Raw genomic sequence first — 18,024 nt, 5'->3', positions numbered from 1 at the left:
TACAATTTATTTTCAACTAATTGTGTAAGTTCCTATTATTTTATTTGTAAATGATAGGAACTTTTTAGTAATTAAAAATATTAGAGTAGTAAAGATTAGATATTATTCTTACTTTAATATATAAAAAAAGGGAATGTACCAATTGAGGCACATTCTTTTTTTGAACATTAATCTGAATCTTTATTTTAACATATAAAAATAAAACTTTCTTGAAACATTTCTATTCTTCACTGGGAAATTATTAATACAATCCGGACAATTAGTATTTTAACATTTCTCCAACATAAATCAAGTTAGCATTGTTAATGCCATTTTTACTTGTTAAATAAGATATTGAGACATCTAACTTTTGGGCAATGCCACTTAATGTATCGCCACTCTTAACTGTGTATGTTTTAGCTACTGAGTATGCTTGGCGTGTGCCATATTCTTCACCGCCTAAGATTCCAGCACAAACGTAATGATAACTTCCGCTGTAACTCATATAACGCAACCATACATATTTACCTTTAATGTAAACGTGATCGTACACCAGACTTTCTCCAGGTGCATAAGATCCAACAATACTTGCTGATATACTTGGTGCAGTACGAATATTTAATGTCGTATTTGCTGTGAACACTCCATTTTGAGCATAATCTTCATTTTGATATTGATTATTATTGCCACTTGTTGCTGTCATATTCTTATCTTGGCTAGGTTTATTATTGTTGTTTCCATTAACATGAGAAACATCTGTTGTATCTCCATTAGAAATAACAGCGTTCTTATCTTGACCACCAGTATAGTAATTATCATACAATTGACTTGTATCAAATCCACCATAGCTATCTTTGAATTGTTGTTTATCAGTCCATTGCCATGCGTGCCCTTTAGTATACAAATCTTTTGAAACATTATTTGGATATGATGCAATCCATCCCATGTATTTCCATGGAATTATGCTATCACCCCATGAAGCCATTGAATAAACATCAAATCTATAACCTGCATTTTCAATGATTTGTTTCATTGCTTCAATCGCTAATGAGTTTGTATATGTTCCTAAACCACGTTGTTGGCTAGCTTCAATATCTGCACATAAAACAGCATTAACTGGTAAACCATCTTGTTTTGCCATTTTAACCGCATATTCTGCTTCTGCTTTAGCATCTTCAACTGAAGTATAACGACAGAAATAGTAGCCATTGATATATAATCCAGCTGCTTGAACATTTTTAATATTATTTGCAGCATATGGATCATGATAATAAGTACCTTCACTAATTTTTGCTGTTACTGCTTTAACTCCATAATTATTTCTCATCGAAACATATTCAGCAACAGTCATATTTCCATTATGGTTCGATACGTCAACCATATCTGTTCGTGCAGCATTAACTACGCCACTACCAAATATTAATCCAGCTAACATTGCTGTACCCATGATTAATTTACTTTTCTTCACTATTCTTACCTCCATTTAATTCGCTTTTTATATTTCCATTTGCATCTGTTGTTTCTGATAATGAATACACCTTATCATCATGGTCATCTTTGTAAACTGATTCGATTTCATCTTTCAATTCGCAATAAGCATGCTCAATGCAACCAGATAGTAAATCTTCATCTTGTTTACTAAATCCAGCACTTTCTAACATTTCCTGTAATTTACAAATTGCAAATTTCTTCTTATCTAAATAATCATCTTTAACACCAGTTTGTTCAGCTAAGACAACCACATCTTTTGCAAATTGTTCAAGTGCTTGTAATAATGATTTTTGGGGAATATATTTCTTAATTAAATTTGCTACATATACACAAATGGCAGGCGTTACAACACCTGCCACAGCAACAATAATTTGAGTTATTAAATCTGCATTATTCATTTTTATTATCCTCTCTTTTTTCTAATTCTTTCTCTGCTTCAATTGCTCTTTTTCTCCAGTAATCACGGTCTTTTTCAACTATTTTTAACGTTCTGTGTAAATCATCACGTTTATTTTTTTGATAATTTAACCAAAAAGTTAAAATTCCAGTAATTGATGCAACAAAGGTAGCAACTGAATACATCCAATCTTTTAATGTCATACAACATCACTCCTAGTTGCGAGAACTGGGATAATCAACGCAATACAAAAATTAGGAATCCATGGCATGTTAATTCCTAATTTGATGAAATGGATAAACTCAATCACGGTTAGAAATGTTTGAACTATTGCTGCACCACATAAAATATATGGTTCAAATCTACGTAGTTCTTTTGGGAAAATTTTAATTAACAACATTCCCAAACCAAATACTACAAATAAACCACCAAACAAATCACTATTTTCAATAGAAGCAATTTGTGGTGGCCATTTAAAATAAGTATCATGCATGATAAAAAACAATCCATTCATGATAAATTCCATTCCAACAATAAAGAATACTGGTTGTTTAACAAGATTTTTCATGTTCTCACCTCTTTTCTCCTTATAAAAAATTATTAATACCATTAATTAAAATATTATGGTATAATTAAGTCCTATTGCGAGTACAGTTTTTTTAAGACTACACATAGTTTGTAGTCTTTATTTTTTATGTTATAATTACTTATACATAAGTACACTATTTAGTATTATAGTAAATAATACTTCATTATCTAATAATTATATCTAGATAATGAAGTATTTTTATTTATAAATATATATTCAATTAAATAAAAATATGATATAATTCAAATGCATTAAATTTATCCAAAATAAGACATATAATTTGTATGTCTTATTTTTATATGTTATTATGCTTTCTGGTGTAAGAGAGTAACAACTTATATGTTGTAGTTTTGGTTTACTTATGACATAAAGTTTCACATAATAAAGAGAGACCTATTAATAATAGGTCTCTCTTTATTTATCAAATAAACTAATATATTAATAATTTATTGCTTTCAAAAAATTAATTTAATTTAAAATTAAATTGAATCCAATCTGTACCATTCCATTGTTTAATTCCAATAATATTATTTGAATTATCACTTACAAACCAAATATCTCCTTTAGTAGGAACACTTGGAATGTCTTTACTAATCGTACTTGTTGGTTTATTTTCGCCACCAAATACCTGCATTCTAATGGTTGAGCTTGCCATTTTACCGTATGGATTATATGAACTGTTTGAACCAATTTCAAAAATGGAATACCCTAACCACCAATCGAATTGACTAAATACTGTATACCATGCGTCAAACCAATTAGATTGGACTACTTCACTATATTTAGAAGTTTTATCCATTTGATTATCATATGGTTTAGATGGAGCGTTTGAATATGGTGGTAAACCTAACTCCCCAAAGAATACTGGTTTGTTCCATTTATCATGAAAATTCTTAATTTCAATAACAATATCTTGTTTACGATCATAGATTTCAGTTGAGTGAAGTTCTTTCTGTAATGTTTCTGAACTTGGATTTTGTTCATCAGTTACTTCAAAATAAGCAGCAATCGCAATTACATCAACGTATTGCCAAAATGTTCTGTTTAATGTAGCTTGATATGCTGTAACAGTTTCAGGAGCCCAACTTGCTGTTTTCCACCAGTTTGTTCTAAAAAATACTTTACCTGAATATGTTTTCTTGACATTTTGAATAATTGATACCCACTTATCTTCGTACTGTTCAAGATGTACAAGGTTAGTAGCTACGTACATTCCGTAAAGATTTTCAGATTGTGCATATTCTGCGATTTGTTGTAAAATCGTTGAGTAATTAGTAAACCATGTTGTTGTATCGCTAGGATTCCAATCGACCTCAGCAATAGCCCCATCTGCAATATATGGATATGGTTGAATTAAAATCTTAAATCCACGCTGCTTTAATGCTGCAACGTCTGCTTTTACCTTTGCCCAATCATTATCAGTAACGGTCAAGGTTGAACTAGTAGCACTATCGCAACGAACTAAAAGTGATACTGTGATAGTATTTAAATTTAATGCTTCGCCTTGATTTTGAATTTCGTTATAATCCATGTTGCCGAATGCACTAACATTTCCACCTTTAATATTAGTTGGACTCATAACCATTGATGAACTAGCAAACTTTGAAAGGTTGTTGTTTGTAGCATTGATTAAATCATTGGTATTGGTAATCGTTTCATGCAACGCTTGTTCTATGCTGTTTGATAGATTATCTTTTTCTGTCAAATAAGGTTTGATACTATCAAATAATCCACTATTAAATAAATCTAATTCATCAGTATCGGATTTATTTACAATCACGTTATTAATTGCATTTGTCATGCCATTATATGTTTTTTCATAATCAACAAATGAATTATTAACGCGAACCACAAGGTTCTTCATACCTAATGTTCCACTATATCCACTCAATTTAAGTCCCATGTTGACGAAATAAGCTGAATCTGCAACCGAGCCGATTTGTGCGAAGAATGAATAGTGATTTGTACCAGTCTTGATTGTGTTTTCAGGAAGTGAGGCACTTGGAAAATCAGGTAACACAACCGTAAATGTCCCACCATCAGCAGTTGTAACCAAATCAAAATCAATTTGAATACCACTGTTTTGACAACCTTTATCAAGTGGTATTGGACTTAATGTTGCACTTCCGCCTTTATCAGAATTATATGGATAATATGCTGTACTTTCGCCTATATAATTATAGTTATACAACGTTAAATTATTTGGGTCATAATAATTATGATCTGAAACACCTACACTCGAACGACTAGCGTCAATTTGATAATATTTACTAAATAAATCAAGGATAGATTTTACACTTTTAACCGTTGTAATTGCCCCAGCAGCGCCTTTATCTCCCTTGTCACCTTTTGGACCTTGAACTCCTTGAATTCCTTGTGGTCCTTGCTTTACGGATTTAACATAGTCATCAAATTGTTTTGTGAAATCAGAAAGGGAAATCTCTGGCAAGATTTCCCCTTCAACTTTTAAACAGTTCTCATTAATTATGAATTGAACAAAACCTTTATCTGGATAAATATTAATGCCTTTAGTGTTAGTTACCCACAACTCACAAAAATAATCATCTGGTGTTAAATTTTCTAAATCTGACGTTTTTAAATTAACAACCGCACCGCCTGCACTAGCTTCACCAGTCGCAGTTAAAACAAATCCTGTCTTGTTTTTTATTTTAAATTCAATTTTATCATCTTCGGTAAAAGATATTCGATGATCATTCTCAAAAGCTTGAAATGGAATTAATGTTCCTGTTTCGTCAACTTTAAAAATATCATTGTCGTTGATTATTTTTAGAGTTTTCATTTAAAACACCTCTTATTCCTCAACCCCACCCACCACAAAAATTAATTAAACATTAGTAGCTGTTGGATTATTTGTAGAAGTATCTGTACTGTGTACGATTTCTTCTTTTTGTTCTTTTGTAATCCAACCAACTTGAACATATATATCTAATTGACTAGGATCAGTATAGCAACCCCATTGCCATTGTTCTTTAATACAGTCATACATTGTATACATGTTAATTTCCACCTTTCATTTTTGTAATCATTTGGTTTTGGGCAGTAACCAGATTAGTTAAAGCTATATTACTTTGCGTTAGTTGTGCAATCTGTGTATTCATTGCAGATAATTGCTTTTGTACTTCACTTGGTTTAATTTCGGTTTTATGAATTTCATTTAATTTATCATTACTTAATCCTTCTATCCATTGTGTACCATTCCATTGGGGCTTATTTAATCCAGTAGGAACAGATATTGTAATATAGTTTCCAGTCGTTTTTTCATCGACAAAATCAACATGATCAATAAAGCCTTTATCATCTAAAAAATAACCTAACACATTAATACACCTCCTATTAAGCGTCTTTTAATGGAATAATCCAATCTAAACGAGCACCACCATCATTTCCTGAACCATTAACATAGATAATTCCTTGATTCCCATCTAAGTGAAATTCAGTTGGGTTTGTTGCTGCACTTGGATAATTCCAGTCATAGTCGTTTACAGCTACATAGTAATTTTGTTTGTTTACTGCTTTTTGAGTAATTGACGTTGGTATATAAGCCTTAAATGTCTTATAAGTTGTTTTTGGTTTGTCCACCCAACCAGTGATATAAAGTGTGTTAGCATTAACCCAATAAGAAATATGTGAACCACCATCATTACTTGCTAACCCTTCTAATGTACATGTACCAGATTGAGTAAATTTTAACGATTTATTATTAAGTTTTAAATCATTACCATTAATGGTTGTACCTTGAATATCGCCACTTGAATTAATTGAACTTGCCGTTAATCCACCATCAAAAGTATTTGTTCCAGTCCAAGTATTATTTCCACTTAATTTACTATCCCAGGCTTGCTCAACATATTGATTTGTTTTATTCAATGTATTTTGCATTAATTTTTCGATTCTATCTGATGTATCGTTAAGCGTGTTTATTTTATCTAAGAAATCGTTATATTGTATTTTTACATCATTTTTCCATCTCTCATACTCTGAATCAAATGGATTAACGCCTTCTGAAAAATTAACTGCCATTGTTAATAAATTTGGTTCTACTTCAAAGAAACATTCTTTTGAAGTAATTTTTTCTCCAGTATTATCATTTATAAATGTAATAGTAAATATATATTTACCTGTTGTTTGAAATACTCCTGTTGGCCATAAGAAACGATAGATATTTCCTGTATTACCTAAAGCTGTATCAACATCAAAAGTGTGTATTTTATCAGGATATATTCCATGAATTTCACCTCTGAATCCATCTAAAGGAGCTTGACGACCGTACATAAGTGGCATAATTGGCATTTCAATATTTCCATCAGATTGATTAGCATTAAAAATTGGTCTTAAATCAATAAAAGTATTTCCTGCCTTAGTCATATCTAATTTAATTGCTTGGATTTCTCCTGCACTATTGCGATCAGTAATTCCATCACCATTAATTGATTTATATAAAGGTGGATCTTGTTGACTTCCAGGTAGCATAGAAATAATATCGCCATTATATACATCTACATTATTAGACATTTATTTATCCTCCTTATTAATTGTTTTAATAACTAAACTCAAATCATAATCAACTGTATTCCAATAATTATTAATTTCATCTTTATTAATAACTAAATTAGTTGGAATACTAGGTTCTTGGTATTTTTTTTGAACATCTTTAATATCACCAGTACTGTAACGATAATCATTAAATAAATCTGGCAATACTGTATTTAAAATTGCTGCATTATTTAAAAATTGATTTCTTGCACCACGATTTAAGTTAGTTAAAATTTCGGTATCTAAATTTAAAGTTTGTGGTAAAAAAATAGAATTGGTTTTAGCCAATTCATTAATCTTTGCTATTAAATTCATAATATTTTTGAAATTATTTTGATTTGTAATTTCAAGCGTTCCAGGATTTCCATTCCATTGCTCAATTTTAAAATTCATAAAACATCTCCTTAAATTAGATAATTAAAACTACATATGATTAAATTGTCCTTATCAGAAATTTCATCGATACTCTGACCACTTAAAGTATTAATGCTATTAATATTAATATTTCCATTTACATCAATTGTATATGACACAATATAAAATTGATCACTATTAGCATAGAATGTTCCTTGACGTTTTTCTTTAGGAATAAATGGCGTTTTAACAGTTACTAATGTTGTATTAGCTATTAAAGATATAGTATTAAAACTCACATAAACAATATTTCCATTTAAATTTAAAGTTAATTTTCCAATATACTTTCCAGTTAAATCAATGGTCATTGTATCGCTAGAATAATCACCTTGTATTCCCATTAAAGTAGTTGAATTTCTAACGTTCTCAATTTGATCATGCAACGCAACATTAACATCCCGCAAAGACAAATTTGTATTATCAAATTGCAAGACTGGCACGTCATATTCAAGAAAAGGATTTCTTTCATAATGATTCAAAACAACCTTAGTAGACCATTTTATACTAGGAATCATTAGTAAAATCTCTTCTCCCATATCAAAATCTTTGCGGTTAAATGAAGAAACTTCAAGTGTAATATTTGGTTCAATTTGTTGGTGCTTATTCTCATAATCACTCATACTATTTTGATCCGTAAAACGTTCATCACTTACAACATCACCACGATGAATTCCCCAATTATCAATTGAATCCTGGTTTCGCCAAATAAAATCAACTGAATATTTTTGTGGATTAGAATTTTCAATTGGTTTCCCTAAACATCGACATTCATTAACAATTGAAGTACTATCCATATTCATTTTTAAGTTTTCCGAATCATGTTGATAAATTATTTTTTTACCATTTTTCTTTTTAAATTCATCGTATGAATAGAATATCCATCGTCTATTATTGGGAATAATTACAGCATTAAAACTATTGAAATAATCTTGGCCAAATTTTAAAAATGAACTATTTCCTAAATTTTCAATTTGAACTGTTGGAAAATTCCCATGAAATTCCGTAGAAATACCTTGATCATTACCATTACAATAAAAACTAACTGCATCTTGAAAGTTCCATGTTTTAGATCCTGAATATTGATCATTTTTTCTAATATTATTTGCATCATTAAAGTATCGATGAGTTGCTGTAACTGTATAAGTACTAATACCATTACTCATCTCTCGATTTGATTGCTTAATAATAAATTCTTGACCATTATAAGTTATGATATTTTCAGACGAAATTAACTTAATTGCTTTAGCATATTTTTGTTGTTCCATAATGGAAAAAGTAATTGTCCATGTATCATTTTTATTCCAAGTTTCCTTAAAACTTTTTTGTAAATCAGCAACTGGTAATCTTTCTCGTGTCTGGAACTTACTATCACTGATTGTTAATGTAGGAATTTTAAACATTAGTTTAAATACTTAGGATAAAAATCAAAAGAAATTAAACAATCATTACATCCAGACACTGTGAAATGATTATCGCCTTTCTTTAATCTAATAATTCCATTATTCGTTTGTATGCCACAATTTATACTATCTAAAAATGGATTAACACCGTTTAAAGTTAATTCTCTATCTTTATTTAAAGAATCATTAAACGTAAATGTATCGCCTGTATCTGTATTTGTAATTGAAGGCTTTCCATTAGCTCTAATTGTTAATAATAAATAATCATCTTGAATCACAGGATCAATTTCCAAATCACCTGGATTAAATACAGTAAATGAACTTGATTGAAAATCATAATTCATTTGTTGTAAACCGTCATATCCTAATCCAAATGCCATTTTTTCAGTTATATTTTGAGTAGAAACAACGCTTTGTGAAACTCCTGTTAGATTATTCAATACCACATTTATTGTCATATAGTGTGTTCCAATATAAGTTGGAGTAAGCGATTTAAACTTAACTTTATACATTCGATAACCTGCATTATCAAACGTTATCCAATATGGTTCAGCTTTTGCAAAGTAATCAGTTAATGCTTTTAATGCTAATTTTTGATCTATTTCATCACGCAAAAAAGTATAAAATGATAAAGTCATATCTCTTTGCTCATATCTTGATCCAGTCAATATTTGTCCATTTCTCATTCCTAAAACCGAATAACTATCAGCAGTTACTGGATTAAGCCATTCAAATTCAGTTAAATGAATTCCCATTAAATCTGAAACATCAAAATTAGATATCCAATTTTTAGCGTCTGAACTAATTGAAATTTCAATTGGATCAAACGCAAGTTGATTTTGATATTCTCCAAACTTATAAGCATGTGGTTTATCATTCCGCTTTGAAAAAATTTGCATTTAAACACCCCTTTGCATATTAGTCATTCTTAATACTTGTGCATCATGATTTCTTAACTTCTGACTTGCATCATCAAGATTTACATAACTATCTTTCATCAAAATAGCTTCAAGTAATTCAATAATACGTTCACCATATGAATCATGTTGTTCTTGACTCGCCGTTTCAGTTTGAGAAACTGGTTGAACAGCTTGTGTTCTTTCCATTGCTTGTTTAAGTAGTGGTCGTGCCGATGGTGCATAAGGATTAATTACAAATTCTTCATGTTCTGGATTATCACCAATCCAAGCTAATTCTTGCCCCATAATATGTCCGCCAGTAGAATAACCATGTCCATTACCTAAGAAACTAAGACTTGGACCATATGTGTGTTTAGCATAATTTAACGCAGCAAGTAAGTTATCATAAGCATTAAAAATATCATCATGACCTGGAGCTTTATAAGCGTTGAATGTAGCACGTTTTGTTTGCATCAAACCCAAAGCGGGACCCGAACCATCACCATCAGGATCAGCCCCTGGTTGTACAGCATGAGCATTTCCACCAGATTCAGTAGCAATTTGACGCATAACACGAGCAATCATATCATCACTAGTAGATAAGCCATTTGCTTCTAGTGCTGCTTTAACAAGTTTTTTTAAGTCAGCACTGTTTTTCATATCTTTAATATTTCCAAATCCGCCAACAGACTCTTCATCATGTTTCTTTTTAACATCCTCTAAGCCTTTTTTAAACCAGTCAGCAATTGGATTTGTTAATTTATCAAATATACCTTTACCAAGATCAACCATATTAGAATTACTTAATTTGTTAAGTGGCTCAGTGATTGCTTTGCTGATAATTGCTTTTGTATTTTCAATTGGATGTTTCAAAAACTTAGTAATTGCATCCCATTTGTCTTTAATCCATGAACCAAAATCTTTTAATTCATGAGCACCCCAATCAATTACATCACTGACAATTCCGCCGTCTTTATAATGTTTAATTCCATTATTTCCAACAACACCACCAGTTGCATAATGTTCAACACCTAAAGCACTCATAATTTGATGAGTTTCTTCACCACTATAAACTCTCGTTCCTGGTTTTAATGGTAATACTGCATTACGTTCACTAGCCATGAACATGTTACCATCTGGTTCTTCAATTAATTCCTTCCAGTTTGAACCAGCACCATCATTAACCATTGATAAACTTCTTTCAACAATACCACCTTGAGCAAATTTAACAGGCTTTAAATGATGAATGCTAGTTTCGTGACCAGTAAAGAATTTCCAAACTGCATCAATTCCATCAATACCAGCATTAATAACCTTCAATATGCCATTAATACCATCTTGAGCAAATTTTTTAATATTATCCCAAATGCCACCAAAGAAATCACTTAATCCTTGCCACATAGAATGCCAAGTATCGCTGATTTTATCTAAAGTACCCTTAATAGCATCATGAACTGCCTCAACATAATTTTTAGCAGCTGTTTTAATTCCATCCCAGATTCCGCCAAAAAAGTCCTTGATTGCATTCCAAATATTATTCCAAACACTTTGAATGCTTTTCACAACATTAGAAATAACATTCTTAACGCCATTAATAGCAGAATTAGCAATATCCTTAATTGCATCCCAAACCATTTCAAAGTAATTTTTTATAATATTCCAAGCATTCTTCCAAATTGTTTGAATGGCCTTGATTTGTGTATCAATAATGTTTCTAATATCGTGAATCACTTTTGATGTATGAAAAATTGAATCCCAAACTAATTTGAATACATTTTCAATTTGCTTCCAAATAGTATCCCAAATAGTTTTTATTATCTTTACACCAGAGTTAATAATATCCTTAATATTACCCATATGTTGTGTAACAAATTTAGATATATTTTTCATCACATTAGAAATAGTATTTGCTAAGCCATTCCATACTTTATTCCATTCCTTAGAAATAGTATTTAATACTGGATTAATTACTTTTTGAATTCCTTTAATTCCTTTATCAATATTTTTAGTAATTGTATTCCAAACAGAAGAAATATCTTTTCCTAAAGAAGAAAAGAATTTAGTTACACTTTTAACAAATTTATCAATATTCTTTTCCCACACCACTACATCTTTACTAATTATTTTTCCAATGTCAGAAAAACAATTTTGAATAGGTTTAATCCATGGTTTTACAGCTTTACTAATAGAATTACCTATCTTACTCAAATTTTTCTCTAAAGCTTTTTGCCATCCTAAATCGCCTTTGAAAAATTTGCTAACATTATCAAAAGCGGTTTTAAAACCATTTACGAAATTTTTGGCAAAATCCTTTACATTTTTTACAATGTCATCAATGAACTTTTTGAATTTTGGATTAACATTATATAAAGTTACAAATGCACCAACAACAATTGCAATAACTCCAGGAATACCACCTAAAGCAGAAACTAGACCTTTTAATCCAAATTGCAAAATTGATAAAGCTCCTGCAAAACTTTTAATATTGCTAATCGCTTTACCCAAGGTCATAAATACGCCAATACCTTTAGAAATCATTGTGAATGTTGAACTGAGAGCTTTCGCACCAGCAAATGCTGCAATCATAGTAGTAACTGCTTTACCAATACCTTCAAGTGCAGTCTTATTTTTTGCAATTCCTTGCAAAGACTTAGAAATATCATCAAAAGCTTTACTATCTTTTACATTTTTAAACATATCTCCTAAAGCTTTAGCGATATCTTGAATTGGCTTAACTGCACTTTTAAATACAGTGCCGATAATTAAACCTAAAGCTTGAAATGCAGGTGTTAATGGTTTCAGATAATCTCCTAAAGAGGATAATGCTTCTCCAGCTTTTTTACCAAACTCAGAGAACTTAGATGTTAAATCATTAATATTTCTAGCAATTGACTTTCCTGTTAATTTTTGAACAAATTTATCAAATCCGCCCATAGCTTCTTGAATTGCGGCTTTCATTCGATTACCCATATTTTCAAAAGCTGTACCAATTCCACCAGTTGCACTTTTAGCAGTTTCGTGAAAACCTTTTGTTCCTTTATCTAATTCTTGAAAACGTTGATTTAATTGTTTAACTGATATTTGACCACTTTGCAATTTTTGATATAAGCCTTGTGCTGAACCACCTGCAATACCAAAAGATTCAGAAACTTTCTTTAAGGAAGCAGGCATAGTTTCTTCAAGTGTTTTCCATGACTCAAGGTCAACTTTTCCTGAACTCAACATTTGTGTATATTGTTCCAAGCCACGGCTTGCATCTTCTGAACTAGCACCACTAGCAAGAAAGGCATCATTTAAAGCTAAAGCTGATTTAGCAGCATCATTAGCATTTTTACTCATTGGTAAAAATCTCTGTGAAGCTTTTGCTACTGAATCAAGTGATGTAGGTAAGCCATCAACACCATTTTTTAAAGTTTTCATTGAAGTATTAGCATCATTAGCACTTGCTCCCATAGATTTAAGTACTTTGGGGTAATTGTTCAACGTATCATAACGACTAATTGCTCCAGCAAATTCATTAGATACTTCAGAACCAACTTTCATTGCTGCATTATAAACGCCCATTCCTAATGCTGTACCTTTTAAAGTTTCACCAAATGATTTAATCTTACTTTCTCCAGTTGGATTAGCATCTAAATCTGTTGTATGTTTTTTAGGTACATCGTCGATTGACCGTTTGAACGAATTGATAACGCTAGTTTTAGCATTTGCTAACAATTTAGTTATCCGTTGCTTAGGCGTTAGTTTAATCTCATTATTGAATTTCTTAGCATCATTTGTATCAGCTTTAGAATTTAATGTTGTTGTTTTCTTAGAAGGAATCTTATTGATTTCTTCTTTAGCTTTATTAATACCTTCTGTATTAGCTTTTGTATCAATTTTAGTAGTTTTATTTTTAGGAAGATCATCAACTGACTTTTTGATTTTATTAATATCTTCTTTACAATCATTCGTTGAATTTTTGATTTTTTCTGACATTTCTTTAGCAGAATCACCAAAATTTTCTAATCCACTAGTACTTTCGTTGGCAATCGAACCAGCAGAACGAAAAACTGATAAAGTTTGTTCCATAACTGATTGTGCTTGTCTTAAACCAGCTGTTACTTCATCAACAAACCGCCAAACAAATTCTTTTTCGACAACTGTTGACATGGCTTAACCTCCTTTCCTTTTAGCTTTTTCTTCCATAATTTTTTGATAACTTGGAGATAATGTTCCAGCTTTCATCGGTTTAGGGTCATTATTATTTCCTGATATAATGCGGTCACGCACTTTAGAATTATTCTCATGAATATTCTCAACAAATTCCTGTGGTCGGACCGATTCAGTATCAATTCCAAAGACTGGTTGGGGAATTTGTGCCTTAGCCAAAGCTTGGTCTTGTTCGTCTACAAGATGTAATTGATACCCTTTTTCAACCGCCTTAAATTCAGCGGGCGTCATATCATCTAATTCTCCTGGACTAATACCTATTTCTCTTCCGTAGGTAATGGTGTCAAGCCATAACCGATGAGGGTTTTCAATTTGTTTAGTTGTGCAGACATTTGTTTTAATCCGATTTCTAAGTTCTGTTTGTCGGCGTTTGGTGCATCGTTGATTTCGTCCTTCATGCCGTCCAAACGTTCTTCCAAGACATCCAAAGCATTTTCGGTATTCTTGATATATTCCGACAATTTCCGTGCTAAAAAATTGTCTTCGTGCATTGTTTTGATAATGTCGTCAATTGCTTCATTAGTTGCTTCATCACTTGCAAATGCAGTTTCTTCAAGAGCTTCTTCAACCGCATCTTCTGATGGTTGATTACGTTTATACCATGCAAATGAGTAGTAATAGGCTTCAATAACTGCTTCAACATTGCCAGTTAATAACTTTTCGACTAAAGCTGAAAAACCATCAGTATTGGCATTAGCCATTTCTTTTGAAATTTGCTTATAAAATGCAAAGTTGAATTTTGGTGTATATACATTACCGTTAATTGTTAAATTTTCCATGAATTGATTCCTCCATCATTTTTAATTATTTACTTTGTGTTCCTGATTGATTGTCGTTTGTTGTAGAACTAGCATGAATATTATCGTCTGATGTTCCATGTTCCTTATCCCATTGTTCTAATGGTGTTGGTTCTGGACTTTCTGTTCCGCCAATACCAGAAGCACCAGTAAAGCTGAACATCTTCAAACCGTCTGCTAACATATCTGGATCTAAATCATCTTCACTCAACATTCCAGGTTGGCTTTCACCGTCAATATCATATGTGATATTTGAGTGGATTAAGTTATTTACTGCTTCAGTGTTTGGTAAACCATTAGGTGTTGCCATTGCAAAATCGGCTGGAACGTATAACTTCCCGCTTGAATCATATCGACGTTCGTTAAAATCAATTCTCCAAATAGCGACTTTAATACCCTCTTGCACTGCACGTTTTAATGAATCATAAATGTCTGAACCTCGTAACCAATATGAATCAACTACGAATGTTTCAGATTTTGAACCACTAGCATGCAATGTACCTTTCTTAGTAGCAACATCAGTCATTTTCCGTGTATTCGTTGTTGATGTCGCAGCTTGTACACCTAACATTTGAATTTTGTCTGTTGTCTTATTCCAAGGAAACTTAATCCCATAAACGATTTTATCTGCTGATTTTGTATCTAAATTAATTGATTGTGCTTCTTCAACCATTTTTTAATCCTTCTTTCCATAAATGTAATAGTCAAATAAAAAAGCAAGACGATATAAAGTCTTGCTTTCTAACGAATTATCTATTAATGGTCGCATTGAATAATCAGAATAACGCAATGGCCATTCAGATAAATTCAATGTTTGCATTAGATTTGAAATTTTTCTTCCAAGCGATAATGCTTGACCTTGTTGACTAATATCAGTATATACATCAACTGCAACCGTTATTTTTATATAATCCATCACTTTTAAATCCGTAAGTTCTTGCTCATTTTGAATATAAACAATAATTTGTGGAAATTTAACTGGACGTTGTTGTCCAAGATCATATACAGGAACATTTGCTTTTTTTAGTAATTTTTTCACTGATATTAATAAATCAACTTCTGGAGCCATTAATCTGCCGCCTTTCTAATGATATCTTCGAATTCTTTATCCAATTCTGCTGATACTTTTTCTCCAGACGGTTTCATATAAGGTTCTGGAGCCATTTTATATGTTCCAAATTCAACATGTTGCCCATAAGGTTGATTTTTACCATTTGTTGCTTCTGGCTTAACAGAAACTTCTAATCCATTCTTATTAAATTTAGGCTTAATACTACCTTGTAAATTTCCAGTTGGAACATATCCACTTTTTCCATGGCCAACTAAAGAACTTTCAATTTGTTGTGCTTGATCGACTTCTTTTGCCCCAGCATTTCGGATAAATGCTTTACTTAGTGCTTTTGCCTTTGTTTCAGTGGCATTAGCAACTCCCACCGCCTCTTCAAAGCCATTTGATGACATTAAAGCTGCAACTTGTTTCATTTTCTCAATACCTTGCATATCAACTGAAAATTTAACAACTGGAATATTATCATCATCCATGTAAAATCACTTCCCCATGGATAATATAAAAATCCATATGATTAAAATGTCGTCCGACTTTTTGAATTGTATGAATTGTGCTCTCATCATTGGCATCATATTCACCAATAAATCCAATTGCATCAGCTTCATATTCCCCATAAATTCGGACAATAGTTGCATCATATATTTTTCCATTATTAAGTGATAAATTTGTACGTTTTACATTTGCTAAAACTTCTTTTGAAGAATAACTAACAGAGTGATCTAATCCATCTGGATTACTATCTTCAATTCGTTTAAGTAGCAAAACCTTTTTGTCATAACGCATAATTATCACTCCCAACCGATTGCTTTTCCATTAGTTGCTTGATTTTCCTGATTATCTAACCAAGATTGTAGAATTGGATAATATTTCTTCAATTCATCTTGTTCAAAAGTAATTGAAAGTCCTTCTTCAGAAATACTATTCATTCCTTCATTATGAAACTTATTAAATTTAGCTAAAACAACATCATCAACAATATAATTTAGTTTGTCTGGAAATTCTTCAACACCAAGCAACGTCAAAATCATGTTCTTAGCGTTATCAATGTACTGTTTTACTCTTTCTTGATCTTTATCCGATAGTTCAACACCTATCATTGTTGACGCTCTTTTTAAATCTTCATCGGTTGCTAGCATTTAATCATCTCCTTGTTATGTTATTTTGATGCAGCAGCAACAATTGGTTGATCTGATGTGGTAAATTTAACAATTGGAATTAATTTGTTATCAAATTTCTTAACCCAGTTGTTACCATTCTTTAAATCATCTAATGTTGGAAATTCTTTATCAGTTCCAAATGCTGTATCGTTCCATGACATACCTTGTGGAGCCATTACTAATCTACGGCGATTAATAATATAATCAATACCATGATTACGTAAACCATCACGACCTGTTTCGACAGCATTTTCAACTGGTAATTCAACATAAGAAATCGCACCTTTAGCAAATAAGTATGAGTTGTATTTTCCACTTTCATCCTTTGTTAATGAGTCATCAACAATAATTTCAACTCCTTTAATCTTATCGCCAACGTCTGGTGCTGTAACTGCTGATGGTACGCCTGCATTACCATTAATTACGAATGTATTTGAACCTGTCTTAGGATCTACAATATTTGCATCTTGTAATTGACGTAAGATATCAGAGTGCATAACTACTAATGCTAAATCTTTATAATGGTCTCCTAATAAGAAACGTGCTTTGTTAAAGTTCTTCAATGAAAATGTGCTATCTGTCTTATCACTTGTAACGTCTAATTGGTTAACGTCTTTCATTGATGTTGCGGCAAACATTCCTGTTAATTCAGATAACATAATCTTTTGATAAATTGTTGACCAGTAATCAGCAATTGAATTTCCAATAGCTCCTAGTGGATCTGTACCAGACAATTCACGAGATAAATCTGTTGCACTCCATGCTTGGTCAAATCCTAATTTACGTGCTTGGAATTTATCTGTTGAAATTTTATGAACTAGCATATCTGAATTATCATCAGGAATTTGTGGATCAGATACATCTAATGGCTTAAATGCTGGGATGTTAATTGTTGTACCGGCATTTGATAAGTCATGAAATGCTGGCGTGTTATCAGCAACTACACCTGACTTAAAGAAAGCATTTGTAGTTGTTGAACGTTCAATAATATATTGTGCCCAATTTTCTGGGATTTGCATATCTGCTAAATGTGTTGCATTTGTAAAATCTACTGCCATAAAAAATT

At 31.5% G+C, this 18,024-nt stretch carries 20 protein-coding genes; all 20 read right to left on the bottom strand.

The genetic code is table 11. The features are described from left to right. Positions 1–259: 259 nt before the first annotated feature. Entirely contained in the window at positions 260–1,447 is a 1,188-nt protein-coding gene (locus tag QPK35_RS01710; RefSeq protein WP_290033737.1) for a GH25 family lysozyme, read from the bottom strand. Further along, a complete protein-coding gene (locus tag QPK35_RS01705; RefSeq protein ID WP_290033736.1) occupies positions 1,434–1,868 on the bottom strand; it encodes a phage holin in 435 nt (144 codons plus the stop codon). The genes QPK35_RS01710 and QPK35_RS01705 overlap by 14 nt, the downstream gene beginning before the upstream one ends. Next, positions 1,861–2,070: a hypothetical protein gene (locus tag QPK35_RS01700; protein ID WP_290033735.1), complete on the bottom strand. Its 210-nt coding sequence runs from the start codon at positions 2,068–2,070 to the stop codon at positions 1,861–1,863. Before QPK35_RS01700 ends, QPK35_RS01705 begins: the two co-directional genes overlap by 8 nt. Next, positions 2,067–2,435, bottom strand: coding sequence for a hypothetical protein (locus QPK35_RS01695; RefSeq protein ID WP_290033734.1), 369 nt, complete (start codon positions 2,433–2,435; stop codon positions 2,067–2,069). The genes QPK35_RS01700 and QPK35_RS01695 overlap by 4 nt, the downstream gene beginning before the upstream one ends. Positions 2,436–2,919: 484 nt before the next feature. Further along, positions 2,920–5,256, bottom strand: a complete 2,337-nt coding sequence (locus tag QPK35_RS01690; RefSeq protein WP_290033733.1) for a glycoside hydrolase family 113 — start codon at positions 5,254–5,256, stop codon at positions 2,920–2,922. A gap of 45 nt (positions 5,257–5,301) precedes the next feature. Continuing rightward, positions 5,302–5,472 carry an XkdX family protein gene (locus tag QPK35_RS01685; RefSeq protein ID WP_290033732.1) on the bottom strand — a complete coding sequence of 57 codons (171 nt, stop codon included), beginning with the start codon at positions 5,470–5,472 and terminating at the stop codon, positions 5,302–5,304. A 1-nt stretch (position 5,473) separates the two neighbouring features. Next, positions 5,474–5,794, bottom strand: a complete 321-nt coding sequence (locus QPK35_RS01680) for a hypothetical protein (RefSeq protein WP_290033731.1) — start codon at positions 5,792–5,794, stop codon at positions 5,474–5,476. Positions 5,795–5,810: 16 nt separating this feature from the next. Then, entirely contained in the window at positions 5,811–6,989 is a 1,179-nt protein-coding gene (locus tag QPK35_RS01675) for a hypothetical protein (protein ID WP_290033730.1), read from the bottom strand. Next, positions 6,990–7,403 carry a hypothetical protein gene (locus QPK35_RS01670; RefSeq protein ID WP_290033729.1) on the bottom strand — a complete coding sequence of 138 codons (414 nt, stop codon included), beginning with the start codon at positions 7,401–7,403 and terminating at the stop codon, positions 6,990–6,992. An 11-nt stretch (positions 7,404–7,414) separates the two neighbouring features. Continuing rightward, the gene (locus QPK35_RS01665; RefSeq protein WP_290033728.1) at positions 7,415–8,824 is read right to left on the bottom strand and encodes a phage tail protein; all 1,410 of its coding nucleotides are present in this window, start codon (positions 8,822–8,824) and stop codon (positions 7,415–7,417) included. Further along, the gene (locus QPK35_RS01660; protein WP_290033727.1) at positions 8,824–9,723 is read right to left on the bottom strand and encodes a phage tail domain-containing protein; all 900 of its coding nucleotides are present in this window, start codon (positions 9,721–9,723) and stop codon (positions 8,824–8,826) included. Before QPK35_RS01660 ends, QPK35_RS01665 begins: the two co-directional genes overlap by 1 nt. After that, entirely contained in the window at positions 9,724–13,875 is a 4,152-nt protein-coding gene (locus QPK35_RS01655; RefSeq protein ID WP_290033726.1) for a tape measure protein, read from the bottom strand. Positions 13,876–13,878: 3 nt separating this feature from the next. Continuing rightward, positions 13,879–14,166 carry a hypothetical protein gene (locus QPK35_RS01650; protein WP_290033725.1) on the bottom strand — a complete coding sequence of 96 codons (288 nt, stop codon included), beginning with the start codon at positions 14,164–14,166 and terminating at the stop codon, positions 13,879–13,881. Positions 14,167–14,192: 26 nt separating this feature from the next. Continuing rightward, positions 14,193–14,714 (bottom strand): tail assembly chaperone, encoded by a 522-nt coding sequence (locus QPK35_RS01645; protein WP_290033724.1) that lies wholly within the window; start codon positions 14,712–14,714, stop codon positions 14,193–14,195. 25 nt (positions 14,715–14,739) lie between these two features. After that, complete coding sequence (locus tag QPK35_RS01640) at positions 14,740–15,405, bottom strand: phage tail tube protein (RefSeq protein ID WP_290033723.1); 666 nt, start codon at positions 15,403–15,405, stop codon at positions 14,740–14,742. Between the two features lie 3 nt (positions 15,406–15,408). Next, positions 15,409–15,801, bottom strand: coding sequence for a DUF3168 domain-containing protein (locus tag QPK35_RS01635; protein ID WP_290033722.1), 393 nt, complete (start codon positions 15,799–15,801; stop codon positions 15,409–15,411). Further along, positions 15,801–16,274: an HK97-gp10 family putative phage morphogenesis protein gene (locus QPK35_RS01630; RefSeq protein WP_290033721.1), complete on the bottom strand. Its 474-nt coding sequence runs from the start codon at positions 16,272–16,274 to the stop codon at positions 15,801–15,803. Before QPK35_RS01630 ends, QPK35_RS01635 begins: the two co-directional genes overlap by 1 nt. After that, complete coding sequence (locus QPK35_RS01625; RefSeq protein ID WP_290033720.1) at positions 16,267–16,584, bottom strand: hypothetical protein; 318 nt, start codon at positions 16,582–16,584, stop codon at positions 16,267–16,269. Before QPK35_RS01625 ends, QPK35_RS01630 begins: the two co-directional genes overlap by 8 nt. Before the next feature lie 5 nt (positions 16,585–16,589). Beyond that, a complete protein-coding gene (locus QPK35_RS01620; protein WP_290033719.1) occupies positions 16,590–16,937 on the bottom strand; it encodes a phage head-tail connector protein in 348 nt (115 codons plus the stop codon). A gap of 20 nt (positions 16,938–16,957) precedes the next feature. Next, positions 16,958–18,016 carry a major capsid protein gene (locus tag QPK35_RS01615; protein ID WP_290033718.1) on the bottom strand — a complete coding sequence of 353 codons (1,059 nt, stop codon included), beginning with the start codon at positions 18,014–18,016 and terminating at the stop codon, positions 16,958–16,960. Between the last annotated feature and the right edge of the window lie 8 nt (positions 18,017–18,024).

The organism is Ligilactobacillus cholophilus, assembly GCF_030389495.1.
Lineage (GTDB): Bacteria > Bacillota > Bacilli > Lactobacillales > Lactobacillaceae > Ligilactobacillus > Ligilactobacillus cholophilus.
This window is presented reverse-complemented; position numbering and strand designations above follow the sequence as displayed.